At 66.8% G+C, this 23,762-nt stretch carries 19 protein-coding genes; 4 read left to right on the plus strand and 15 right to left on the minus strand.

Translation table 11 applies throughout. The annotated features are described in order from the left end of the window. Window positions 1-19 precede the first annotated feature (19 nt). A complete protein-coding gene (locus BRAO375_RS12075; RefSeq protein WP_009027751.1) occupies window positions 20-1,216 on the minus strand; it encodes a polysaccharide biosynthesis/export family protein in 1,197 nt (398 codons plus the stop codon). Window positions 1,217-1,541: 325 nt separating this feature from the next. Here BRAO375_RS12075 and BRAO375_RS12080 point away from each other — a divergent pair, with 325 nt between their 5' ends. Continuing rightward, window positions 1,542-2,774, plus strand: a complete 1,233-nt coding sequence (locus BRAO375_RS12080; protein WP_035640090.1) for a hypothetical protein — start codon at window positions 1,542-1,544, stop codon at window positions 2,772-2,774. Window positions 2,775-2,788: 14 nt separating this feature from the next. On the opposite strand, the gene BRAO375_RS12085 is transcribed toward BRAO375_RS12080, so the two are convergent. After that, complete coding sequence (locus tag BRAO375_RS12085; protein WP_009027753.1) at window positions 2,789-3,406, minus strand: transglutaminase-like cysteine peptidase; 618 nt, start codon at window positions 3,404-3,406, stop codon at window positions 2,789-2,791. 198 nt (window positions 3,407-3,604) lie between these two features. Beyond that, on the minus strand, window positions 3,605-3,970 hold the full coding sequence (locus BRAO375_RS12090; RefSeq protein WP_009027754.1) for a helix-turn-helix domain-containing protein: 366 nt from the start codon (window positions 3,968-3,970) through the stop codon (window positions 3,605-3,607). 247 nt (window positions 3,971-4,217) lie between these two features. On the opposite strand from BRAO375_RS12090, the gene BRAO375_RS12095 reads away from it, so the two are divergent. Together BRAO375_RS12095 and BRAO375_RS12100 are read left to right on the plus strand one after the other, a co-directional pair. Further along, the gene (locus BRAO375_RS12095) at window positions 4,218-6,326 is read left to right on the plus strand and encodes a glycosyl hydrolase family 28-related protein (RefSeq protein ID WP_139031361.1); all 2,109 of its coding nucleotides are present in this window, start codon (window positions 4,218-4,220) and stop codon (window positions 6,324-6,326) included. A 152-nt stretch (window positions 6,327-6,478) separates the two neighbouring features. Beyond that, window positions 6,479-6,694, plus strand: a complete 216-nt coding sequence (locus BRAO375_RS12100; RefSeq protein WP_009027756.1) for a hypothetical protein — start codon at window positions 6,479-6,481, stop codon at window positions 6,692-6,694. Between the two features lie 15 nt (window positions 6,695-6,709). On the opposite strand, the gene BRAO375_RS12105 is transcribed toward BRAO375_RS12100, so the two are convergent. From BRAO375_RS12105 to BRAO375_RS12115, 3 genes are all read right to left on the minus strand, one after another. Then, entirely contained in the window at window positions 6,710-7,132 is a 423-nt protein-coding gene (locus tag BRAO375_RS12105; RefSeq protein WP_139031362.1) for a hypothetical protein, read from the minus strand. Window positions 7,133-7,186: 54 nt separating this feature from the next. Continuing rightward, window positions 7,187-8,098: a hypothetical protein gene (locus tag BRAO375_RS12110; protein WP_009027758.1), complete on the minus strand. Its 912-nt coding sequence runs from the start codon at window positions 8,096-8,098 to the stop codon at window positions 7,187-7,189. A gap of 184 nt (window positions 8,099-8,282) precedes the next feature. After that, complete coding sequence (locus tag BRAO375_RS12115) at window positions 8,283-9,530, minus strand: type 1 periplasmic-binding domain-containing protein (RefSeq protein ID WP_035640092.1); 1,248 nt, start codon at window positions 9,528-9,530, stop codon at window positions 8,283-8,285. A 105-nt stretch (window positions 9,531-9,635) separates the two neighbouring features. Between BRAO375_RS12115 and BRAO375_RS12120 the strand changes: the two genes are divergently transcribed. Further along, entirely contained in the window at window positions 9,636-10,820 is a 1,185-nt protein-coding gene (locus BRAO375_RS12120) for a glycosyltransferase family 4 protein (RefSeq protein WP_009027760.1), read from the plus strand. A 103-nt stretch (window positions 10,821-10,923) separates the two neighbouring features. On the opposite strand, the gene BRAO375_RS12125 is transcribed toward BRAO375_RS12120, so the two are convergent. The 9 genes from BRAO375_RS12125 to BRAO375_RS12165 all read right to left on the minus strand — a co-directional run bounded on the left by BRAO375_RS12125 (window position 10,924) and on the right by BRAO375_RS12165 (window position 23,121). After that, window positions 10,924-12,102: a glycosyltransferase family 4 protein gene (locus BRAO375_RS12125; protein WP_009027761.1), complete on the minus strand. Its 1,179-nt coding sequence runs from the start codon at window positions 12,100-12,102 to the stop codon at window positions 10,924-10,926. After that, window positions 12,095-13,117, minus strand: a complete 1,023-nt coding sequence (locus BRAO375_RS12130) for a polysaccharide deacetylase family protein (protein WP_035640094.1) — start codon at window positions 13,115-13,117, stop codon at window positions 12,095-12,097. Before BRAO375_RS12130 ends, BRAO375_RS12125 begins: the two co-directional genes overlap by 8 nt. After that, window positions 13,114-14,634, minus strand: coding sequence for a lipid II flippase MurJ (locus BRAO375_RS12135; RefSeq protein ID WP_009027763.1), 1,521 nt, complete (start codon window positions 14,632-14,634; stop codon window positions 13,114-13,116). Before BRAO375_RS12135 ends, BRAO375_RS12130 begins: the two co-directional genes overlap by 4 nt. After that, the gene (locus BRAO375_RS12140; RefSeq protein WP_009027764.1) at window positions 14,631-16,010 is read right to left on the minus strand and encodes an O-antigen ligase family protein; all 1,380 of its coding nucleotides are present in this window, start codon (window positions 16,008-16,010) and stop codon (window positions 14,631-14,633) included. Before BRAO375_RS12140 ends, BRAO375_RS12135 begins: the two co-directional genes overlap by 4 nt. Further along, a complete protein-coding gene (locus tag BRAO375_RS12145) occupies window positions 16,007-17,164 on the minus strand; it encodes a glycosyltransferase family 4 protein (protein ID WP_035640096.1) in 1,158 nt (385 codons plus the stop codon). The genes BRAO375_RS12140 and BRAO375_RS12145 overlap by 4 nt, the downstream gene beginning before the upstream one ends. Beyond that, a complete protein-coding gene (locus BRAO375_RS12150) occupies window positions 17,161-19,425 on the minus strand; it encodes an exopolysaccharide transport family protein (RefSeq protein WP_175345317.1) in 2,265 nt (754 codons plus the stop codon). The genes BRAO375_RS12145 and BRAO375_RS12150 overlap by 4 nt, the downstream gene beginning before the upstream one ends. A 27-nt stretch (window positions 19,426-19,452) precedes the next feature. Continuing rightward, window positions 19,453-20,607, minus strand: coding sequence for a glycosyltransferase (locus BRAO375_RS12155; protein ID WP_009027767.1), 1,155 nt, complete (start codon window positions 20,605-20,607; stop codon window positions 19,453-19,455). 380 nt (window positions 20,608-20,987) lie between these two features. Then, window positions 20,988-21,680: a DUF2848 domain-containing protein gene (locus tag BRAO375_RS12160; RefSeq protein ID WP_009027768.1), complete on the minus strand. Its 693-nt coding sequence runs from the start codon at window positions 21,678-21,680 to the stop codon at window positions 20,988-20,990. A 115-nt stretch (window positions 21,681-21,795) separates the two neighbouring features. Beyond that, window positions 21,796-23,121 (minus strand): DUF3422 domain-containing protein, encoded by a 1,326-nt coding sequence (locus BRAO375_RS12165; protein WP_009027769.1) that lies wholly within the window; start codon window positions 23,119-23,121, stop codon window positions 21,796-21,798. Between the last annotated feature and the right edge of the window lie 641 nt (window positions 23,122-23,762).

Here is a 23,762-nt window from a genome sequence, read left to right on the forward strand (position 1 = left end):
GGTCGTGTCCGCGCAGGGATCAGGGAGCCGTCTTGATCGCTGTCCGCAGCGCCGTCGCGTTGGCCGCAGCCACGATCGGGTCGTTCACGGTCGCGGTCACCAGCCGGATGTACTGCATGATCTTGGCGGATTCGACCGACTGCGCGTTCGAGATATACACGACGTCCTTGTTCCGCATCTGGAACTTGGTGGCCATGAAGTAGCTGCTGGGATCGCGGAAGTTCACATTGTAGATGACGGGAACGACCGGGCCCGGAAAGCGCGCGGTATCGATGCCGAGCTGCTGCGCCACCTCGCGGCTCTCGCCGCGATAAAGGAAGACTGCCGCAGGATCTGCCGTTGAATCGTTCAGGCCGCCGGCTTTCGCGACGCCTTCGGCGAGCGAGATCCGCCAGGCATCGAAGTTGAACTGGCCCTGCGCGCCGGATGCGCCGAACGCCACGAAGGTCTGCGGCTCGCGATAGACGTAGATGGTGTCGTTCGGCTGAATGTAGACATTGTTGGTCGGCTCATAGACCAGCTGACCGAACGGGATCGTGGTGCGCCGGCCCTCGCGCTCGAGCATCACCCAGGTATCGAAGCCCTGGCCCTTCGGTCCGCCGGCGCGGGTGATCGCATCCAGCATGCGTTCGCCGGCCGCGTTCGCCGGGAAGCGCGAGGGCGCGTTGACCTCGCCTAGCACGCTGATCAGCGACGTTCTCTGCTCGACCAGGGTGACGACCGCCTGCGGCTCGATCGCCCTGTTCTTGAGCGAGTCGACGATGGCCTGCTGCACCTCGGTCGGCGTTCGCCCCTTGGCGCGGATCGTGCCGGCGTAGGGCACGGAGATGAAGCCGTTGTGGTCGACGTTCTGGTTCGGGATCGTGACGTAGTTGCCGGGACGAACGCCGGCCTCGATCGGAATGAACAGACCACCCGCCGCGGCTTCGAAGATGGTGACGCTGACGACGTCGCCCACGCCGAAGCGGATTTCCGCCGGGGCCCGCTTGAAGGATTGGGTGGCGGAATCGGTCAGCCGCGGCGCGTAGGACGCCAGCACGCGCTCGACCTCGGGCGTCACCTTGATCAGCGCGTAAGGGAGGCTCAGCTCGCTGCCGGCCTCGGAGGTGCGGACGGCGTCCTGGTTGGGGCCACTGGCTGGCATCATCGTGCAGGCCGCGGCCATCGATGCCACGGTTGCCACAAATCCCAGACGCACAAGCCGCAAAATGGCCATGGTTCCCCCAAAAACACGCTAGCGGTAACATGCCCTGTCGCAGCTGAACAGATATGGCGGACGCAACAGGGAGCCCGAATGTTATTAACAGATAAAACGTTGCAGATTCATCACAGCCGCGCAACCCGCTGTTAACCATGATGAAATGGTCCAGGCGACGAATCGTCCGCGCGCTCGGCAGTGTGCGGCGATCATCCGCAATTGGGCTCCCGGCAACAGGCGGGCTAGAAGGGTTGCGGCAGCGGCTTTTGTGCCGGTGATGCGCAATGCGCCTGGCGCAGGCAAATTAAGACGGAGTCCCGTGGGCACGCGAGCTGCAGTCTTTGTGCTGGTGCTGGTCGCGCCCGCAGTGCTTTTCGGGGAGATCGCTGACTGGTGCTTCAGCGCCGCTGCAGCCGCCGTCGGCATCGCCATGTTGCTGACCGCCAGCAGAGCGTCATTGAGCCGAACGTGGGTCGGCTTCCGGGCCGCCGCGCCGATGGCCGCGATCCTCACCGCCATCCCGGTCCTGCAGCTGGCCCCATGGGCGCCGTCCCTCCTGACATCTCCGATCTGGAACCAGGCGTCCCAAGCCCTGCGCGTCGACCTCGGTCGCTCCATCAGTCTCGTGCCCGGCGCAACCCTCTCAAGTTTGGCGAGCCTGATCGCATTGATCGCCCTGGCGACAGCAACGACCCTGGTCGCCGGCGACCGCCGCGACGCCTTCTGGCTGCTTCGCGCAGCTGGCCTGACGATTCTGATCATGCTGGCGCTGCTGATGGCTGGCGGCTGGCTGTCGCTGATCGAGAGCGACCATCGCCCCATATTGAGCCTCCTCGGCAGCCTCGGTGTTGTGGTGGCGACAGCCCTGGGCGTGGCAGCCTTCGGCCGCAGGGCATCCACGGACACACCAGGTTCGTCTCGTCCGATCACGCTCGCACTTGCCGCGCTGCTGGCCGCTGCGGGCGTGCTGGCGCAGCTGAGCCAACCGGGCGTCGTCGGCCTCATCGCCACCGCGGCTGGGATCATTCTCTGCCTGCTGGCAGCACGCCTGCCGCTGCCGCGGATCGGCGGCCGCGTCGTGCTGGCGATCACGACGGCTACGACACTGCTCGCCATTGCCCTGGCGTTCGGGACAGGTCGGGATGCGGGCGCGGCATTGACGTCGATGGCCACGGCCCGGCAGGACCGCGCGATGACAGCCCAGGACGCGCAGCGGATGCTGGCAGACACGCCGCCGCTCGGGACGGGCGCAGGCACCCTTGACTTCATCGCGGCGGCTTACGGATCCCGCGCGGGGCACAGACCGCCCTCGGCCGCCATCGAGGCTTACGTGGAATTTGGAGCAGTCGGCGGCATGGCCTTGCTGGCAGCCGGCCTGTTTCTGGCGTTGAAGCTTCTCGCGGGAGCCGCACGGCGCGGCCGCGACCGGCACTATCCCGCGTGCGCAGCGGCGGTCATCGCCCTGATCATGATCCGAAGCTTCTCGGACCCTGGCCTGACGGGAGCAGCGCCGCAGATCGTCGTGGCCGTTCTGGTCGGCATCGGCCTCGCCCAGCGCCGCTCAGCCGAGAGCTGATCGGGCTGCTCGTCTCAGGCCGTGGAGCCTGCGACGCTCGACCAGTAGCGAGGATTGGAGGGTGATTGCACCCGCACCCAGCGGTAGTTGGTCTTCGACCACGGCCTGACATTGGCGTTGAGGTTGTCGACGACGACATCGCCCGAGCGGGTTCGCACCACCAGCACCAGATGGTGCTCGCCCCAGTTCGTCACGACCTCCGCCAGCAGCAGCGCCCGCGCCGGCCAGCCGCGCTGCAGCAGCGCGTGGCGCTTGGTCACCGCGTAGTCATTGCAGTCGCCATGCGACGGGCCGACCACCCACTCCTCGGCTGCGACACCGCGTGTATTCCTGGTCGGAACGATCGAGCGGTTCACCTCGGCATTGACCTTGACGAGCTCCGCGTAGCGATCGGCGGTCAGATCGATGCCGCCGCCGCGAAACACCATTCCGTTCGACCGGCAATCCGCCGGATAGGCCATGCAGAACTTGATATGCGCCATCGGAGGCAGCGCCGGCGCGTCGAGCCTGATGCGGTCGAGCTGATATTTCAGGTTCAACGGCATGCCGATCATGGCGGCCTGCACGCTCTGGCTGACGCCCAACAAAAAGGCAAACAGCGCCACTGCGTAGATTTGAAGCTTCCGTCCCATCGCACAACTCCCCGCATTCCTGCAGGAAAGCTAGCTGAGGCGGATTAGGATGACGTTCGGAGCCGCCGCGCAATTTGGCTCAAAACCCGAGGCGCGTGGTTACGCTTCCTTAATGAGGGCCGCCTAGCGACTCTCGAATACAACTGCTCTCGACGGCCGCCCTGCCCAGCGGGACGCGCCGAAGGCGTCGGGGGTCGGTCAGTGGCTCTGATGCTCGAGCTTCGCCGACGGAATCGGGGCCTGCTCCTCGATGCGGGCCTTCTCCAGCAGCAGGTCGGTCACGATCTTCCGCAGCCGCCGGTTCTCGGCGGTGAGATCCTCCAGGACCCGGCGCATGTCGGCCAGCGTCGGCGTCGCTGTCGGCAGCAGCGGCTCGAGCGGCGCCTCGATCGAGGACACCTGCTTCGGCTCGGGGGCACGCGACCGCAGCTTGCGCCACCGATGGAACGTCATGACGCTGACGCCCAGCGCATCGCAAATTTCCACCTGGGACTTGCCGGCCCGGACCATTTCGTCCGCCTGAGCCAGCTTTTGCATGATTTCCTGGTAGGAGTGTTTCTTCATGAGACCAATCTTTGGCGGATACTTATCATCTACAACCCATCAGGCTTACAGTCGACGCAATACCGCCATAAGTTGCGAGCGGTAACTTATCACAGCCCAGTAAAAATAACCATTCTGTTATGGCTTTGAAGCGACCAATCCACGAAGACATCGCGTCACTCGCGCGCAGGGCAGTACGCCGCACCTGGATCGAGACATAATCAGCAAAATAACCGGCGGGAGACCCCGCTCGATCACGGGGCCTAACATGTGCGGCACCGCCTCTGATCAGTTGAGTCTTGACCTCTACTCGCCCAATCTCCGATTTTGCATCGCACCAACGATGCCTCTCACATTTCGTCACCAAACAACTCACCGGGTGCCTCCCATGCGAAGACGGGATCTGATTGCGGCCGGTCCGGCGACCTTGCTGGCAGGCGGCGCCGACGCTGCCGGCCCGCGCGTCCAGGCCGCGACGACCATCGACGTCCGCCGCGACTTCGGCGCCAAGGGCGACGGCGTCGCGGACGACTGGCAGGCTATCGAAAACGCCGGCCTGCATCTGGAGCGTCTCGGTGGCGGAAGCATGTACTTCCCGGCGGGGCGATACCGAATGACGCGTGTGGGAAAGAACATAACCTTACGTAACAACATTCGTTATTTCGGAGATGGACACGCATCTGTGATCATCGGTAGCAATGCGGCATTCATAAGTCCGAATGGTGCCGCATTCGGGCGAAGCTCATACGCGGGCTATCGCTACTTCACAGTGAGCGACGTCACAGCGGGCGATCGAGAGGTCGCATTTGCAACCGCTTCCGAAACAAACAACTTCAAGCCGGGAGATATCGTCCTCGTCCGATCCAAGGATGCGATCGTCACGCCCGGAGACGTACTTCCCTACTACGTGGAGTTGAACCGGGTCGCGGCCATCTCCAGCAACCGCCTCATACTGGAGGATGCCATCGACGACGGATGGCAAGGTCTGGTTGCCGCCAATGTAACGCAGGATATCGTTCAGGAATATTGCATCGAGGGATTGCGCGTCGAGTGTGAGGACGGCTACCCGTTCTTCATTCAGGGCAGCTACAAGAGCTTCATCAGGAATTGCTGGACCAGCGGAATGGCGCTGGCGTGCTTCAACGGCTTCGTCCGCAGCGCCGCTCACGACATCATCGCCGAGGTGACCTGGCGTCCGGACAAGACGAGCGCCTCCGTCTTCGAGATCGAGACCGGTTGTATCCGCGCCAATTTTCACGACATCGACGTGTACATGGCCGGAGCAGCCCGCGCCGGGCAGCGCTATCCCGTGTTCTATTGTCAGGAATTCTCGCGGCGAACCGCGCTGCGCAACATCCGGATCGCTGCAGCCGGCACGGATCTCGGCAACGTGTTCGAGGTCATGAGCGGCGGGCACCAGTTCGACAGCATCGAGGTAACAGCGAAATCGGTCGACAAAGTGCTCGACTATTGGGTGCGCGAGCCCGAGCGTTATCAGCTCGGCGAGCTCGGGCTGACCATGAGCAACGTCAAGGTCGATACATCAGATCCGAGCAATGGATTCGCACACGGCTTCATCCTGCACAACGATCACCCGAACGGTGAAGTCCAGAACGTAACGATCAGGGATTGCGACATCCGGACGCGCTCGGCGCGGCCCGACCGCAACCTGATCTGGTTCTACCAGGGGCGCCAGAAGAACATCCGGCTCGAGAGCGTGCGCGGTGCGGGCCAGGTGGCGATGAACATCTCGGCGGGCGCTCGTCCGGCCGAGGCGCCCGCGGCCGCCCTCGCCTTTCCCTTGACGGATGTGGTGCTTCGGAACTGCGAATTCACCCGGCTCGCCTCTCCCGAGATGCTCGCCAATGCCAGCTATGTCGATTGCCGCCGCCTCGCCGGCCCACCTGCCGGCATCGCCGCGCCGGGCACCATCTGGGCCGCCGACAAACCGCGTGTGCAGCTGGCGGTCCCGCTCAGGCCGGAGACGACGATCTGCTGCGGCGACGTGGTCACGATTCGCATCTCGGCGTGGTCGGAGCCGCAGCCGTTTCCGGCTCACCTCAGGATCCGGCTGCTGGGCGCTGACGCGCTCACCATCGACCTGCCGCCATCGAGCTCGGCCGACGTCGATTTGGAGCTCGCGGCGATTTTCTTCGGCGGCGCGTTTCACCAGCCGGAGCGCTTCACGCTGTCGGGTCCCGTCAGGGTTCGCGGCAGCTCGGCTCCGAGCTGGACATCCTACACCGGCCAGTTCGAGCGCCGATCGGCGAATCTGGTCGAGGTGCTCTGTTGGATCGATAAGCCGGCCGGCCTCGCCAACGGCCTCATCATCCGGACCGCCCGGGTCGAGCTGCGGGAGGTTGAACGCGGCGCATAGACCGCCCCTCGGCAGCTCTGGATCGACATCTGCTTCGCCCGTCAGCCGGCGCTTTGGTTGATCGCGGGTGAATGCCGTTGCTGCAATTTGCAGGCAGGTTTGAAGCGGATTTCAAAGTCCTTCGCCTAGCCTGCGAGGCGGAGGGATTTCCAATGTCAGAACGTCTGCTCACGATTGTTGCAACGGCCGCTCTCATTGCCGGCCTGTCATCGGCCCATGCCAGCCTGCTGACGTCGCCGATCGGCTTGAAGCCGGCCGTCGATGCCTCGCGCACCATGACCCGGGCCGATCTTCAGGCGGGGCCGGGCGTGTGCGTGCTGCGCACCGACGACGTGTTCGCCGGCCCCGTTGCGCTCTGGACCTGCTAGACGCCACGCGGCCCGCTAGCGCGGCCGCGGCAAAGGCTGCAGGATCAACCCGCCATCGTCGGACCGGCCGCGAAACAAAAACAGCCCTTTGCCGGTCGATACGACGTCGCCGGCCTGAAGCGTCTCATCGCCGAGCACCCGCTCGGTCGCGAACTGCTCGGGTGAGGGCGGCGGCGGCGCAGGCTCGCGCGGTCGCGCGGCCGACTCCCGCCTGGCCTGCTCAGCGCGTTCGCGCGCCTGCTGCACCTTCTGCCGCCAGGCGTCGCGCGAGATCATGCTGTCCGGCGAGAGCCGGTCCTCGGCGCCGGGAGCCACGAGCTCCTCGGCCGCGACAACCGCCGGGCCCGCCATCGACAGCACAAGACACACGGCCAGCAGCGGATTAGTTTCACGGCGGCGATGTCCGCCGCTTCGGCCGATGCCCGCCCCCATCATCATCGCTCGGGCGCGCGGTGCCCATGAGGCCGACGAGGCGGGCACCCTACCCACGCCTCACGCATCGAACAGTGCCGCCTCGGTGAAAGCGAGATCGCCGAGCCGGGGTGTGTGCGGACCTTTGACGTATTTGCGGCCACGCTTGTCCGAGTACCATCCGACGAGACCCTCCATGGGCTCGTTTGCATCGAGCCGCACCAGCAGGCCGCCGCGCCGCAGCAGAAAGCGCCCGATGTTGCCGGCGAAGCGGACGATGTCGGCCATGTCGCGACAATACAGCAGGCGGTAGACCGGCAGCAAATCCTTCACGAGGTGCTTCTGAAACACGAACGGAGAGACGCGATCCGCTTCCCGCGCGACCAGGCTCAGGCAGCCCCAATCGGCATGCTGCCGCAGCAGATCGGCCTCATACGCGGACAGACCGGCAACACTCGCGGCTGCCTCGCCGATGGTCACTCCGGCGCGCGGCCGGGACAAAGCCAGCGCCGCATAGATCTGGCCCTTGCAGTAGACCGAGAACCCCTGCGCCTCGACCTGCGGCCAGGTATGCGGCGCAGGCGTGATGTTGAAATAGGTGACGGTCTTGTCGCGCGTCGCCGCGCGGACCAGCATCGAGCTGAAGGCGCGGAACGCCGGCTCGACGTACCAGCTCGAGACATTGGCCCTGACGATCGTCATGCCATCACTGGTTTGCACGGTCGAGAACAGCAGCAGAATAACACCGACCGGCACGCCTTCATGGTCGAGACAGTAGCCAAAGGCCGGGAAGCCCGCCGGCCGTGGACGCGCGGCGTGACGTCCCAGCCCGCGCAGCCAATAGGCCTCGCTGCGGAACGCAAAGCCGCGCGTCAGCAGCGCGGCGACCGCCGACAGATCCTCAGTCTTGATTTCGCGAATGCGCACGCCGGTGACCGGCTGCGCCGGCATCGCGACGTCGCCCACGCGTTCAGCCTTCCTGATCGGCTGCATTCCAGCATCACCCCAGCGATGTGCCTGCGCACGCAAGCGCAGGATGAATCGGTCATGGCTGCAATTATCGTAAAATGGTCCCCCGGCAGTGAACCACGTGTTGCGGGCGTTACTTTGGAGTTAACGGAATGCCACACTCACGGCTGCGACGCCCCGCCTCCGTCCTCCGGCATGTGGTGGCTCCTCACGGCCGCGGCACGCGGAACATGTAGGTCTCGTTGGCCTTCAGTCCGTCGACGAAGAAGCGGCCAGGCGTGGCGTCGATGCGACGCTGCAGCCCGTCCCAGCCCCACACCTCGACGCTGCGCGCCCAGGGCGGCAGCTCGATCTCGACCGCACGGCCCGGCCGGTCGGTCCAACCGGCAATGTTCTGCCAGACGATCAGGTCGGCATCCGCTCCGCTCAGCCTGACCAGCGCGAGGCGGCGGTCGACCGATACGATTCTCATGTGTCCGGCGAGCTGCAGCACGGTCTTCAGCACCAGGCTGCGCGCCTCCGGCACCCACGGATCCTTGCCGCTGGCCATCGCATAAGCGAGACCGTCGACATCGGGCGTGTCGCCGAGATTCCAGGGGAATGCGATCACCGAGATCGGCGTGCGGCCATCCTTCCCGACGACGGCGAGCTGGTCCCAGATCGCGCTCAGAAACAATCTGGCGGCGGTCTCCTCGCTCTCCCAGGCGCCCGCTCGCGCAACGTTGAACTCCGTGCTGTAGAAGTTGACGTCGCGGGTCAGCCCCATCGTCTGCTTGATGCGATCGAAGCAGGTCTGCACCGAGAACTCGCGTCCTCTGGTCATCGGATACCAGCGATCGTTGTAGTAGGTGTGCAGGTCGATGCCGTCGAGCCGCCCGTCCGCGAGCAGGTCGGCGATCGCCGGGCCGTAACCGCGCAGCGTGGCGTCACCGTGCGAGTTGCAGGTCGCAAAGCCGCCGGGGACCACGCGCAGCTTGGGATCGACGCTGTGGACGCCATCGGCCAGTCCGGCCAACGCGTCGTGATAGTCCTTGCGTGGGATCGTGGCCTGTACGTCGGGCTCGTTGATCGCCGTGAAGATCGTCGCGCCCCAGTCCGGAATACCGTTTTCCCGGCCCCAATCGCCGCCGGGCCGGAACCGCTTGGCCATTGCCTGTCCCGCGGCAAACCAATCCTGATAGGAGCCGATTGGCTGCGGCGGATTCAGGGTCTGATAGCTGCCCTCATATTCGAGCAGGATCAGCGGCGTGATGCCGTTCTTATGCGCCTCCAGCATCGCCGCGTCGAAATCATGCGGCGTCGGCACCCGCGCGAGCGTGCGCCAGCCATAGGAATCCATCCGCCCCATCCTGGCACCGACGCCGTGCAGCGCCTGATAGAGCTGGGCGGTCTTGCCGGCGAGATGCGTCACGAGATTACCGCCGCCGATCCGCTCACGAATCGTGGAACCGTTCACATCATCGGCAAGGCCTGGAATTGCCGAGCCAAACGTTAACAGCGCTATGCTAATGACCAGCAGATTGGAACGAAGTCGCAATGTCTAATCCCGTAGATGTCCGTAATGACTTTTGAGATCGTCCAGGTCGTTCAAGAGATAAGCAATGCCGGCGGCGTGGAAACCGTCGCCATCGAGCTGGCGCGCGTTTTCGGCCGGAATGGTTTATCGAACGTCGTGCTCGCGAGCGCGGTCGCTGAGAATCTCGAACAGTCGATCAAGGTCGAGCGTGTCGCGCCATGGCTGGCGCGAATCCCGACCCGCGGATTGTTCCGGCACATCGGCCGCGCCATCGTCGTGCCGCTGTTCACGCTGGCGGCGACGCGCGCGCTGGCGCGTCATCCCGACGCCGTCATCATCAGCCATGGCGACAGCCTCGAGGGCGACATGCTGATCGTGCATGCGGTCAATGCGCAGAGTCTTGCCGAGAAGCGCGCCGCCGGTAGCTGGCGCTGGCTGCTCAATCCGATGCATCTCTGGGTCGCCTTGCGCGACCGCCTCATGATCGGTGGCCTGCGCTATCGCGCCTTCGTTGCCGTCTCCGAGCGGGTGACGTCCGAGCTCCAGCGCATTTATCACGTGCCGCCGTCGCGCATTCATGTCATCTCCAACGGCATCGATCTCAACCGGTTCAAGCGCGACGAGCGGGCTGGCCAAGCCATCCGCCGCGAGTTCAACATTCCCGCCGAGGCGCGCGTGCTGCTGTTCGTCGGCCACGAATTCAGCCGCAAGGGACTGGCGCATGCCGTCGGCGCGCTGGAGAAGCTCGGCGACGATGTCCGGCTGCTGGTCGTGGGTTCGGACAATCCTGCGCCCTACAGGAAGCTTGCGAACAAGGCGCGCGACCGGCTCATCTTTGCAGGCGCGCGCGCCGATATGCCCGCGCTTTACGCGGCCGCCGACGCCTTCGTGCTGCCGACGAGCTATGAAACGTTCTCGCTGGTCTGCATGGAGGCGATGGCCTGCGCGCTGCCGGTGTTCGCGACGCCGGTTGGCGGCATCGAGGATTATCTTCACGACGGCATCAACGGCTTCCGCATCGAGATGGACAGCGGCGACATCGCGGCCAAGATCGCCGCCGCCTTTGCCGACGCTGACCTGATGCAGCGGCTCCGCGACGGCGCGCGCACGACCGCGCAGGCCTATGGCTGGGATCAGATCGGACTGAAATATATCGAGCTGCTGCGGCGGATCGATGCCGCGAAGCGCGAGCCGAGCCGGTCCACGATGGCGGTGTCGGCGAAAGCCTAGCATCTACTGCTGGCCTGTCGCCGGGATGAGCGAAGCGATATCCGGGGTCACACATGGCCCGTGTGAATCCCTGGACGCCGCCTCGCTCCTCCAGGCTACGCCATCACCGAAGCGCTCGGACTGGTCGTTCGACAGCCACGCGCGACGCCATGCGCGCCGTGTCTGCGGCTTGGCACGCCGCCTCGATCGCCGTCGCAACCGCATCGTAGGTGAACCGCTCGAGGACATTGGCACGCGCGGCCTGCGATCGCGCCTCCAACTGAGCCCGATCGACGCTGAGCTCATCGATCAACCGACGCAGACCGTCGGGATCCCGCTCTGGCACGATCCAGCCGCCGTCGCCGATCACGCTGGGAATGGCGCCGCAGGTCGAACCGATCACCGGGATGCCGCAGGCCTGTGCCTCGATGATGACGCGGCCGAACTGCTCGCGCACCGCGTCAGTCGTTCGCGTCAGCAGCAGCAGCGCGTCCAGGCCGCGCAGGAACGAGGCCACAGCGGCAGGCGCAGCCCAGCCCTGGAAATCGACGCGACCGCGGAGGCCGAGCTCATCGACACGCTGGCGCAACTGCGCCTCGTGCGGCCCCTCTCCCATGATGCTGAGCGTTGCCGGCGCGTGACTGCGCGCGAGCGCCTCCAGCGCATCATCAAGTCCCTTCTCGACCACCAGACGTCCGACATAGCCGAGCCGTAGCGGCGCATCCGCCCGCGGCGCCGCTGGCACGCCCGCCGGCGCGAAGGTGGCGAGATCGACGCCATAGCCGATCGGCGTCACCGGCCCCCTATAGCCGCGCGCCCGCACCACCTCGGTCGCATCGGGGCTGCGTGACAAGATGTGATCAGTGCGGCCAAGAACGACTCTGCGGATCATCTCGAACGGCGGCGGCAGCCGCTTCAGGATGTTCTGATCGACCTCCAGCACCAGCGCCGCGCGGCCGCGCAACAGCTGCGCCTGCAGCGCGACGATGCTCCACGGCTCCTCCCAGAGATGGATGACATCGGGATCGAGCTCGCGCAGCAGGCGGCGCAGCGCCGGATAGAAATGCAGATACCATTTCATCGGCCCGGCCTCGCGCAGCCGGATCGGCAGCCGATGCACTGGAAACCCCTCGTCCGACGGCGGCGCCTCGATCGTCCGGCCGAACTCCTTCCAGACCTCGGGCATCACCAGATGCAGATCCACGTCGGGACGAGATGCGAGGAAGCGATAACGCAGCCGGCCCGCCTGGCTGCTGGTGGCGGGATGCGCGATCGAGACGATCCGCAGGCGTCGGCTAGACACGGCCCATCACCCGCGCGGCGGTGCCGCTGAGACCGGTGAGATGCAGCTCCATCGCGGCGAGGCTGCGATGGGCGCCATTCATGGTGTTGCGTGGGATCGAGAATGCATCCTGTCCGGCATGGACCAGGCCCTTCCGGGTCGTCGCCGCGCTGGCGAATCCCGCCTGCCGCGCCAACGCGAAGTCGCGCTGGCCGCAGTCGGCGGCCCGTCCGTAGGGAAACGCGAAGTGCTTGACGTCGATCTCGAGCCGCGCGTTGAGGCGCAGCCGCGCGTCTGCCAGTTCCCTGAGCGCGTCCTGGGGTGCCAGCGACGCGATGCGCGCATGCGACACCGTATGGGCGCCGATCTCCACCAGCGGATCCCGCGCGAGGGTCTCGAGCATGTCCCAGGAGATCGCGTGGGTCCAATGCATCGCCTCGATGTCGATGCCGTTGGCGGCGCAGAACGCGGTGTAGTGCCCCGCGGCCTGCGGACCATCCCATCGTGCGGCGACCTCTGCAAACACGGCGCGGCGCTGCTCGTCGCTCGACAGCGTGACATGCTCGCCGTCGACCCAGAGCTTGTCTTTGTTCAGCAGCGCATCTTCCAGGCCCGCGGCCCACAGCGGCAAGGTGCCGTCGGGAATGCCCGTTGTCACGAACAGCGTCACCGGCAAGTTGTGCCGCCGGAACACCGGCACCAGCAGCTCGAACGTGTCGCGATAGCAGTCATCGATCGAGAAATTCACGTAGCGTCCCGCGGGCTCATCGCTCGCGGCGCGACGCAGCGCCTCGTCCATCGTGACGACATCCCAACCCTGTTCCAGCACATAGCCCAGGAAGCGATCGAGGAACTCCGCATCGACATAGAAGTCGCGATTCGGCAGACGCTCCCACAGCGCCGGTGGCGCCGTGCGGTGGAACGTCAGACAGCAGCCGCGCGGACCGAGCATGCGATCGGCGGCCTTGGCAAGCGGAAGGACGAACGCGCTGGAGGCCATCATGGCCTTGGCTGCGGCGAGGGCCAACACGGTCAACTCAGCTCTCCCTTCATCTTGAACGTACGACGCACATGCCGGAGCGCCGTTCCCACCACGTTCGGCAGCAGAATGCCGATCGCGAAGGCGAGGCAGACCAGGTAGGCAACGCCGCCGGCGAACAGACGCGGCAACAGGCCCGGCACGGCGTTCTGGATCATCATGCCCAGCATGGCCATCAGCGCGGTCGGCAACAGCGCCAGACCTATCACCAGCAGCAGCTTGCGCGCGTCGCCGAGCACGAACACCACGCCGAGCAGCAGCACCAGGCTGCGGATCGCCTCGCCTATGCCGAGCAGCTGCATGCCGGCCGCCGGCGACGGATCAAACAGCGGCATCAGCAGGTTGAAGCCCATATTCGCGAGATAGGCCGAGACGATGATCAGCGCGGCGACGCCATTGCGGCCGGCGCCGTTGAGCAGGCGGATCAGGATCCATCCGAGCGTCGCGGCCCAGAGGCCGCAGGCGATGCCCTTCAGGGCATGTGATGTCAGCAGCAGCGCCTCGTCACCGAAGGCGCCGCGGAAATAGATCAGGCGCACGATGTCGGTCGAGAACACCAGCAGGAATGCCGACGCCGGCAGCGTCAGCGCGAGCAGTGGCCGCAACAGCGCCTCGGTCTGCGCGCGCGGGTCGCTCGGCGCATGCTGCGACAGCACGGCCATGCCGAGCGGCTGGCTGATCAGGAGCAGTGCACTTTCCGTCAGCGAACGGGCGTAGTCCAGCGAAGCGACGGCGCCCGTCGTCAGCCGCGAGGCGGTGAAGCGCTCGATCCAGACATTGCCCTGCTCAGCCAGCGGCAAGGCGAGCAGCACGCGCAGCCGGCGGAAGAATTCGATGCCCTTGTCGGCCACCATGCGCGCGGTCAAGCCGGAGAAGCTCAGCGCACCCTCCCGCCACAGCGACAGCAGGCCCCACGCTGCGAGACCGTTGAAGGCGACCGTGAAGGCGCAGGCGAGCATGTAAGCGTCGCCCGTGAGCACGAGCAGGCCGATGCCGCCGATCACGGCGACGTTGAGCAGGCTGGCGCGGATATTGGTGAGGCGCGTCCGGCCGAGCGCGATCTCGCCCGCCGCCAGCACGTTGAGCACGGCCGAGGCCGGCATCGCGAGCGACATCATGCGCACGAAATGCAGCGTCAGCACGCGGCCCTGGGCCGAGAAGCCGCCGACCACGGCGTTCACCCAGATCTCGCCGAGCAGCAGGATCACGGCCATGACCAGCGTCGAGACAGCGCCGATCACGATGGTCAGCGCGCCCAGGCTGCGCGCCGGATCGGGACGTTGCAACGCCTCGCGGTGCATCGGGATCATGATCGCCGGCACGCTCTCGTTCTGCAGGAAGGCGAGCGGAATCAGGACGGCCGCCATGGCGGCGCGAAAACCGTCGGCGATCAGCGTGGCGCCGAGCACATGCGCCATCAGCACCTCGCGCGCGAAGCCGAGCAGCTTGCTGGCGAGCGCGCCGCTGATCAGCAGAGCACTGAAGCGCCGCAGCGAAGGACCGGAGGCGCTCATGCCGCATCCTCCGTCAGGCCGGGCGGAACCAGCAGCGCCGCAAACGTCCAGAACAGGAAGCCGTTCTCACCGGACGTGATGTTGGCGAGCGGCAGCTGCACCAGCGCGCCGAGTGCGAGGGCACCGACGATAACGGCCTCGGGCGACCGGTCGGACCAGGCCGAGGCGAGCGCGTTGCCGATCGCCCAGAACAGCGACGTGAGGCAGAAGCCGCCGACGACGATGCCCATCGTCAGCCAGCAGGCGATGATCATGCCGTCGACCGGCATGGCGCCGGCGGCGCCGACGTCGGTGATGGTGAAGCCGGTGCCGAACAGCGAGCTGTCCGGCAGATTCCACAGCGTCACGAACTCCTGCAGCCGCTCCTGCGCGCTGCCGTCCTTGGTGCCCTCGCCGAGCGACGACAACCGGTCCGCGACGACGTCGCCGAACGGCGTCAGCGTCGCCGCCAAGACGACGGCGACCGCGAGGCTGACGAGGATCAGGCCGGCGCGACGCCGCGTCTCGGCAAACAACAGGCAGAACAAGAGGCCGACCGCGAGCGAGATCCAGGCCGTGCGATACATCGACAGCAGGAAGCCGAGCCCGGCGGGGAGCGCCAGCAGCAGTGCCGGCCAGGAGCGCCGGCCGAAGGCGGTCAGCAGCAGACCCGCCGCCGTGAACGTGGCGTAGGCCGCCGGTGCGTTCATCGTGCTGAACGAGCGCACGCCATAGGGAACGGGCTGGCCGATCGAGATGATCGGCGCGAACTCCATCCAGTAGCGATCCCAATCCGGCGGATCGACATATTGGTAGAGCGCATAGAGACCGGTGATCGGAAGGATGATCACGAAGGCCGATGTGGCCGCGTCGATCAGTTCGCGGCGATCGGCGCTGAGCATCAGCACCGCGGCGTAGAGCAGCGGCGCGAGCCATTTGAGCGGGCCGGAGGCGGCGTTGGTCCAGTCCGCCTGCGCGAGCGAGAGCAGACCCGCATAGACGACGCATGCTGCGACGATGCCGAGCGGCCAAAGCCAGCGCGCTTGAACCTGTCGCTCCTCGAGCAGCCGCGGCAGCGACAGCACCGGCGCGAGGATCGCGAACAAGGGACCGATCAGCATCAGGCCGAGTTGATCGTAGCCGGCCGAGAGGTCGACAAGGCGGCGCACGAAGGGCGCGAAGCTGAACAGGATCAGCGCGGCCTGCAGATGCACCGCCGGCCCCTGACGCCACGCATACCAGCCCGCCCCGCCGCAACCGAGCACGAACAGAGCCCGCGAGGCACCACCAAGCACACCGGCCGCCAGCGCCGTCACCGCCAGCACAGCGATCGCCGCCGCCCAGCCCGGCACGTGCCAGTTCCGCTCGGCCGGTGCGGCTGTGAGGATCGTGCTCACACCGCCGCTCCCGTGCGGACATTTCTGATCAACAATCCGATCGAGTCCAGCATGCGCGCGAGGCTGTAGTGCGAACGTGCGCGGCGCGAGGCGTAGGCGAGCTGCGGCGCGAGCACGGCGGGCTCGGAAAGGACGTTGTCCAACGCTTCGGCCAAAGCGCGCGCATCACCCGGCGGCACCAGCATGCCGGCGCGGCCGTGCTCCAGAATGTCCGGCGCGGCGCCCGCATCGGTCGCGATGACCGGCACACCAGCCAGCATCGCCTCGACCAGGGTGCGGCCGAACGGCTCCGGGTCGATCGACGGGTGAACCATCACGTCCACCGCCTGCATCAGCAGCGGCACGTCGCTGCGATGGCCGAGAAAGTGGATGCGCTCCGCAAGGCCAAGCTCGGCGACCTGCCGTTTGAGCTGCGCCGCATAGTCCTGCTCGCCGAACAGTGCATCGCCGACGATGATGCCGTGCACACCGGGCAGCTTGGCCAGCGCCGCGACCAGCACGTGCTGGCCCTTCCATTGCGCAAGCCGGCTGAAGACACCGACCAGCGGTCCCGGCGGCAGGCCGAGCCGTTGGCGCAATTCCTGCCGCGACATCGGCACGGGCTCGACGGCGAGGCCATTGGGCACGACCTCGATCAGCGAGCGCCGGCCGCCGGCGTCGATGAAGGCCGCGGCCGCCGCTTCCGACGGAACGATCACCCTCGCCGCGAATCGATTGGCGAGGAACACCTGCGTCCGGCGCTGCAGCGCGCCGAAATGCGCCGGGCTGATGATGTCGTGCAGATGCCAGATCAGCGGCCTGCGCGCGACGAGGTTGGCGATCGCGGCGAGTACGAACGCCTTTTGCGAGTTGGCGTAGACGACGTCATGCCTGCGCGCGAGGCGCGCGAGCTCGACCGTGATCGCGGCCAGGCCGCCGGCCAGCGGCAACGCCTTGAGCCACGAGCTGTCGCGTTTGAATTTCGACAGGCCGAGCCCCCAGCGCGACGTCAGGACGGAGAGGCCGCGTTCGGCCAGCGCCGTGGCCAGCGGACCGCGCTCGAACAGGAAGGCCGAAGACGAACTGCGGCCCTGGACGATGTCGAGCAGGATCAGCTCGGCGCCGCCGATCTGTCCGGTGTGATCAACGAACAGGACACGCTCGCGCGACATCACCCGGCCTCGGCATAGGCTGCAGCGGCGAGCGGCTGCGACGTCGCGCGCCGCTCGGACTCGGTCATGGTCACGACAATGCCGACATCGCCGGCGCCGAGCGCCCTGCTCCGGTTCACCGTGGTGACGGCGGGCTCGATCAGCGACCGGTCGCTGCGCACGCAGACGATCGCCCAGTCGATATTGACCAGGAAATCGTCGCGCGCCGGCAGCACCGTGTCGATCAGGATGATGTCGTAATCGTCGAGTCCCAATAGCAGCGCGTCGAGATTGATCGCTTCGAGGATGTCGCCGACCGGGCCAGTGGCCGTTCCGATCGGCAGCACGTCCAGATGCGGATGCTCGGTGGACAGCACCTCGTCGCGCAGCGGCGTGCCATGCTCGAGCGCACGCAGCCAGCCGCGATCGACAGCCAGCGCCATCACCTGCGCCAATGCCGGGTGCGCGAGATCACACTCGACGAGCAGCACGCGAGACCCGGCCGCGGCGAGGTGCTCGGCGAGCGCACACACAGTGGTGGTCTTGCCGTCGCCGGCGTCCGGCGAGGTGACCGCGATCCGCTGCGGCCGCGCCGCCTGGTCCAGGCCCAACTCGTGCACGAGGTCGTGCAGCGTCTGCTGGAACTCGCCGTCCTCCGACGCCAGCCGCAGGGCCTGCGGAATCGCGAGCGGCTGGTAGCCCTGCAGGATGGCGCCGAGCGCCGACATCTGGCGCAGCGTCTTCAGCCGCGGCAGGCAGGCGAGGATGGAAACATCGGCGACGCTGGGAAGATGCGATCTCCCCTCGGGCGGCTGCGAGGGCTCCTTCGAGGCCACCGGCGCTTGCACCGGCTCCGGAAGATCCGGGACGCTTGCCGGCGCATCCTCGACGGGCGCAACGGCGTGCTCCGTGGCAGGCTCCGGGACGATCGGCGCGGCCTTCGGAGCGGGGCGAAGGCGACCGAGCTGGTCGGCGAGCAGCGCGGCGGCGACGCCGAAGATGATCGCGAGCGTCAGGCCAGCAGCGAGGAACGGGATCTTCTTCGGGAAGAACGGCTTGCTCGGCAATTCGGCCAGGCTGACGAGCCGCGTGCTGCCGCGCAGGACGCGGCGCTCGGTCTCGAGCTCGCTCGCCTTCTTGTAAAGCTCGGCATATTGCTGGCGCTTGATTTCGGTGTCGCGCACCATGCTCTCGATCGACGCCTCGTCCAGCGTCGCCGAGCCGGCTTCGGCCTTCGCCGTGTCCATCTGCTTCTTGAGCGAATTCACCAGCGCGTTGTTGGCGTCGAAGGTCTTCTGCGCGCTGGCCGCGATGGTCTGCATCTCCTCGACCAGCCGCTGCTGGATCGTCGCCTGCTCGCGCGTCAGCGCCAGGATGGAGGGATGCTTGGGACCGAGCACGCCGGCCGCGCTGGCGAGCTGCGCGCTGACGGTGGTCAGCTGCTGCTTGAGGTCGGCAATGGTGCGGCTCTGCAGCACCGAGGGCGCATCGGTCGGACCGCGCTCCTGCTCCGACTTGATCTCCTGCAGCCGCGCCGCGGCTTCCGCGCGCGCCGCCTCCGCCTGCGACAGCTGTTGGCCGATGCTGGTCAGCCGCTCCGACGAGATCGGCGCGTTGGCGCCGCGCATCAGGCCCTTGGTGCGGCGGAACTTCTGGATCTTGTCGTCGGCCTCGCGCAGCTGCTGATCGAGCTGCTTCAGCTCCTGCCACAGCCAGGAGCTCGCGACCTCGCGGCTGTTGGCGCCTTCGGTGCGCTGATCTTCCAGGAATGTCTGCGTCAGCGCGTTGGCGAGCAGCTTCGCCACCTCGGGACTGCCCGACTGATAGGAGATGTTGATGACGCGGGAGCGGCCGGCGGAGGCAATGCTGAAACGGCTGTCGACATGGTCGATGAAGGCGCTCGGATCGGTCTTGAGGCGCTGGCAGGCATCGGTCGATCCCCACATGCGGCCGCGCTCGCATTCCCCCACCACCGCATCGACCACGCCGGGCGAGGACATGATCTGCCGCAGCAGGCGCGGCGAGCGGATCACCAGGAGCTGGCTTTCCATGTCGGCGGGGTCGCCGATCTTCTGCGCCCACGCCGCGGAGGTGTTGGCGCCCGGCTCCTGCTCGGCGATGATCACCGACGCCGTGGCAAGATAGCGGACGGGGAGCAGGACGAGGGCCGCAACCGCCAGCGCGAGGACCGTGCCGGCCACGAGCGCGAACACGCCGCGGCGGCGCCAGATCCGGGCGACGGCATCAAAGCCGGACAAGGCCTCGTTGAGCGCCGCCTGCCTCATAATCTGCACTCGCACCACATATCAGCACTACGCAATCAAACGTGTCGCGCGGCCCTGATGGCCATCGCGGAAATTGTCGATCTCCTCGTTGACCGCCGCAACGAACTGGCTGCGGAAGCGCTCCGCCGAGAAGAAGCCGGCGCGCTGGCGGCAATCGAGCCGCGAGATAGATTTCTCCTTCGCCACGAACGACCGCACGCAGGCGGCGATCGCCTCGGGCTCGGGCGACTCGAAGAACATGCCGGTCGGGCGCGGACCCGTGGTGAGGATCGACTCGCGCGCGCCGCCGCGGCCGAGCGCCAGCACCGGCGCGCCTTCGGACTGCGCCTCGACCGGGATAATGCCGAAATCCTCCTCCGCCGCGAACACGAAGGCGCGTGCGGTGGTCATCAGATCGCGCAGCTGCTTGTCGGGCACGAAGCCGGCGAAGGTCACGTTCGGCCCGGCAATCGCCTTCAGGCGCGCCGCCTCCGGCCCGTCGCCGGCCACCACCAGCTCGAGATCCGGCATCGCGTTGAAGGCGCGCACGATCGGCTCGATGCGCTTGTAGGGCACCAGCCGGCTCGCGGCGAGGAAGTGGTTGCCGACGGGCAGAATCGCATCGCGCTGCGCGATCGTCACCGGCGGGTAGATCACCTTGGCGTCACGGCCGTAGATCTTCTTGATGCGGCGGGCGACGAACTGCGAGTTGGTGAAGATGGCGTCGGGACCGTGTGCGGTGCGCGCGTCCCAGATCCGCATCTTGTGCAGCAGCGCGCGGGCGATCAGGCCCTTCACGCCGGTCGAATAGCCGCTCTCCTGGAGATATTGATGCTGCAGGTCCCAGGCGTAGCGCATCGGCGAATGCACATAGGCGATGTGCAGCTGCTCCGGCCCGGTCAGCACGCCCTTGGCCACCGCGCAGCTCGAGGAGATCACGAGGTCGTAGCTCGACAGGTCGAGCTGCTCGATCGCGAGCGGCATCAGCGGCAGATAGGAGCGGTGATGCTTGCGCAGCCCCGGCATCTTCTGCAGGAAGCTGGTGTGCGACTTGTCGAAACCGAGCTTGGCGCGATCCTCGGGACGCAGCAGGTCGAACAGCGTGTAGACATCCGCGCCGGGATAGCAGCGCAGGATCTCCTGCAGCACCTTCTCGGCGCCGCCGAGAACGTAAAGCCAATCATGGACGATCGCGACGCGCATCGCACGCTCCCAATTCCCGGGGTATTTGAACAAACCCTTAAGGGAGGCGTTCACGCGCACAAAACCAATCCTAAACTTCTAGTTAACCGCTCTCCTCCTCCGACCCGTCGAATCCGCAACTATCAAGTAAGGATCGGTTAAGGATCGGCAAGCCGCATCACGTCTCATGTCGTGACAGGGGTGTGCCGGGCCAGAACGCGAAACAAGACTATGGCCCGCTTCGGCACACTCGGGCACCATAGGCCGTCTTGCTTAACAGGCCCTTGCCGGCCGCAACGCCTGCGCGCATGGCGCCATGCGCAGCGACGGACGCGACGACGCGTCGCGGACGGTTTGTTAACCTTCTCTGTCGCACGCGAACGTGATCGCGAGCTTTTCCATCAGCCAGCCACGATGAGCTGCTCGATCGCGTAGCCGTGGCGAATGACGCGGTTCCGCACCGGATCGACCAGCTCGAAATCAAAATGGTCGGCCGGGCGGATGCCGCCCTTGGCAGCGAAGGTGCCGCCGAACATCGCGGTGCCCTCCGGCATTCTCGCATCGCCATAGCGGCGCGCGATCAGATCCGCCGGCGCCAGCATGCCGCTCAGCGCACCCTCCTGATACAGCACGCGCTCGCCGCCGATGGTCGCATAGGCCCGCAGCATCAGCTGGTCCCAATGCGGGGCGACGTCGTCGACCAGCCACAGCTCTGATGCGACCGGCTTGTCGCACATCTGCTTGGACACGGTGATGTTGTAGGTCTCCACCTTGCGGTCGGTGTGGTCGGAGCCGACGCCGACGAGCAGCGTGCCGCCCGATTTCACCAGCACGAACTCGACCTCGCCCGAGGAGTCGCCGCCGCTGACCTCGATGCGATCAGCGGTCGTCAGCCGGCTCGCCGCGACCTCATAATAGATCGGCGTCGTCGCCGGGCGGGGAATGCCGAGCTCCTCCAGCTCGGCGATGTGCTTGTCGCGCGCGACCGGATCCCGCCCGGTCCAGCCGGCGATGACGAGACGGTTCAGCGTGACCGGCTGCCGCGTCGCCGTGCCGTCAGCGTGAACCAGGAAATCGATCATCGTGCCGCTCATCGTCGCATCGCCTCTGTCAGACCAGACCGCCGCTTAGCCGGACTGCCCGGCGCTGGCAAGCGAGCAGCCGGGGCCTCATGCTCCTCACCATGAAGGGTGGCATCTCGCCGCGCGCTCACTCCTTGCCCGCCTTCTCCGCCTCGTGGTCCTCCTTGAGGTGCCGCTTGCGGATCTGGTGCGTGGTGAACCAGATCAGCGCGATCGCGATTGGCACGAAGGCGGCGGTGGCGAAGGTCGGGTCGACCGGCAGGCCGGCATCATGCGCGCCCTTGGCGAGATAGCCGAACAGGCTGACGACGTAGTAGCCGATCGCGGCCACCGACAGGCCCTCGACCGTGCTCTGCAGGCGCAGCTGCAGCTTGGTGCGCTCGTTCATCGAGCGCAGCAGGTCGCGGTTCTGCTCCTCCAGCTCGACGTCGACGCGGGTGCGCAGGAGGTCGGCGGCACGCGCCAGCTTGCGCGACAGGTTGTCCTGCCGCCGCTCCAGAGTCGTGAGCGTGCGCATCGCCGGCGCGATGCGGCGTGAGAGGAACGACGACCAGCTCGAATAGGGCGTAATCGGCTCGCCCTCGATCACCGTGAGCCGCGCCTGCACCAGCTCCCAATAGGCGCGGCTGGCGCCGAAGCGGAACAGCGTGCCGGTGGCGCCGCGCTCCAGCGACGCGGCGAGCTCGGTGAGTTCGTCGAGCAGGTGGTTGTTGATCTTCAGCGTCTCGGCGCCCTGCATCTCCGCCAGCACCTCGCCGAGCCGGCGCTCGATGCGGTCGACCTGCGGGGCCAGGTCGAGCGCCGCCGGCAGGCCGAGCAGCGCGAGCGTGCGATAGGTCTCGAGCTCCAGCACGCGCTGCACCAGCGCCCCCAGCCGCTCCGGCGTCGGCCCCTCGATGCACACGAGGATGCGGGTGAAGCCGTCGGCGTCGAGACGGAAGTCGGAGGCGAGCGCGCCGATCGAGCCCTTGACCGCGACCAGCGCGAGGCTGCTCTTGTCGAACAGCGCCTCGGCGCGCTTGACCGGATCGGTGACGCTCTCGACCCCGAGCTTGACCGCGACGAGGAGCTCACCGGACAGCTTGAGCGACGCGATCAGCGCCTGCAGCTCCGGCGCGATCGCGCCGAACGGCGGCCGCGGCGCATCGGAGGGCGGGCTCCAGATCCAGGTGAAGGTCGCGAACTCCGAATGCTGCTCCCAGCGCAGCCGCGCCGCGCCGACGGCGACCTGGTGATGCTTGATGCCGGGCTCCGGCGCCGGCGCGCCATTCGCGGCGCAGAACGCCGCCAGACTGTCGCGATCCGCCGCCGCGCTGTCGCCTTGGGCCATGACCGCAAAGCGGATCACGGAGACCGGCTGCGTCAGCGGCGTAAACGGCCGCGCATGCACCTCGTTGAGGACGGCGTCGCGCAGGGAATGCTGGGTGAAGGCGGACATGTCGAGCGCGGTCATCGGCGGGCTCCATACGTACCGCAGCGTCGCGCCGGTGCGGCAATGTGTGTCGTCGATGAGCCTGCCACCGCGACGCGCGATGCATTCGATGCTGTCGCGCCTGAACCGATCACCCCCATCATGCTGCTCTTCACCTCCCCTGCTCCCGCGCGACTCCCGCATGTCGCACGCGTTGACACCACTGTAGCGCAATTCGATGACGGCGCCACGGCTGCGGCGAAGCGCGCGGCAAGTGATGTCGGAGCGTCTTCGCGACAACCGGCCGTCGTCCCGGCGAACGCCGGGACCCATACCGCGTGATCTGTCGAGGGATGTCGCTTCCAGTTGCCTGCCTCATACCGGCCGGCGGTTATGGGTCCCGGCGTTCGCCGGGACGACGGTGAGGGGCCACATCGGAGCGGCTCCGCCCCACAACGAACAGACACACCAAAATCTCCCGCGGCGCGCTGCACCCGAGATCATCATCAGCAAACCGCTCTCGACCATGCCGAGGGCGCAGGGAAGGCCGGGCCTCGACTGAGGCCCGTGGCCCGCCTGCGGAAAAAATTGCAGGCGGCAGGTACCACAGGTTCAGCCGGACAGACCCGGCCCTCCCTGCGCGATGGGTTTAACGGCTGCTCCGTGCTCTCCCCGGGGACCGG

It is taken from the genome of Bradyrhizobium sp. ORS 375, assembly GCF_000239775.1.
Lineage (GTDB): Bacteria > Pseudomonadota > Alphaproteobacteria > Rhizobiales > Xanthobacteraceae > Bradyrhizobium.

What these genes read in the sequence shown, in the direction of transcription:
- BRAO375_RS12150 (WP_175345317.1), bottom strand. Translation starts at nt 19,425, where the DNA reads ATGAGGCAGGCGGCGCTCAACGAGGCCTTGTCCGGCTTTGATGCCGTC.
- BRAO375_RS12100 (WP_009027756.1), top strand. Translation starts at nt 6,479, where the DNA reads ATGTCAGAACGTCTGCTCACGATTGTTGCAACGGCCGCTCTCATTGCC.
- BRAO375_RS12085 (WP_009027753.1), bottom strand. Translation starts at nt 3,406, where the DNA reads ATGGGACGGAAGCTTCAAATCTACGCAGTGGCGCTGTTTGCCTTTTTG.
- BRAO375_RS12110 (WP_009027758.1), bottom strand. Translation starts at nt 8,098, where the DNA reads ATGCAGCCGATCAGGAAGGCTGAACGCGTGGGCGACGTCGCGATGCCG.
- BRAO375_RS12095 (WP_139031361.1), top strand. Translation starts at nt 4,218, where the DNA reads ATGTGCGGCACCGCCTCTGATCAGTTGAGTCTTGACCTCTACTCGCCC.
- BRAO375_RS12165 (WP_009027769.1), bottom strand. Translation starts at nt 23,121, where the DNA reads ATGACCGCGCTCGACATGTCCGCCTTCACCCAGCATTCCCTGCGCGAC.
- BRAO375_RS12135 (WP_009027763.1), bottom strand. Translation starts at nt 14,634, where the DNA reads ATGAGCGCCTCCGGTCCTTCGCTGCGGCGCTTCAGTGCTCTGCTGATC.
- BRAO375_RS12105 (WP_139031362.1), bottom strand. Translation starts at nt 7,132, where the DNA reads ATGATGATGGGGGCGGGCATCGGCCGAAGCGGCGGACATCGCCGCCGT.
- BRAO375_RS12120 (WP_009027760.1), top strand. Translation starts at nt 9,636, where the DNA reads ATGACTTTTGAGATCGTCCAGGTCGTTCAAGAGATAAGCAATGCCGGC.
- BRAO375_RS12075 (WP_009027751.1), bottom strand. Translation starts at nt 1,216, where the DNA reads ATGGCCATTTTGCGGCTTGTGCGTCTGGGATTTGTGGCAACCGTGGCA.
- BRAO375_RS12160 (WP_009027768.1), bottom strand. Translation starts at nt 21,680, where the DNA reads ATGAGCGGCACGATGATCGATTTCCTGGTTCACGCTGACGGCACGGCG.
- BRAO375_RS12155 (WP_009027767.1), bottom strand. Translation starts at nt 20,607, where the DNA reads ATGCGCGTCGCGATCGTCCATGATTGGCTTTACGTTCTCGGCGGCGCC.
- BRAO375_RS12090 (WP_009027754.1), bottom strand. Translation starts at nt 3,970, where the DNA reads ATGAAGAAACACTCCTACCAGGAAATCATGCAAAAGCTGGCTCAGGCG.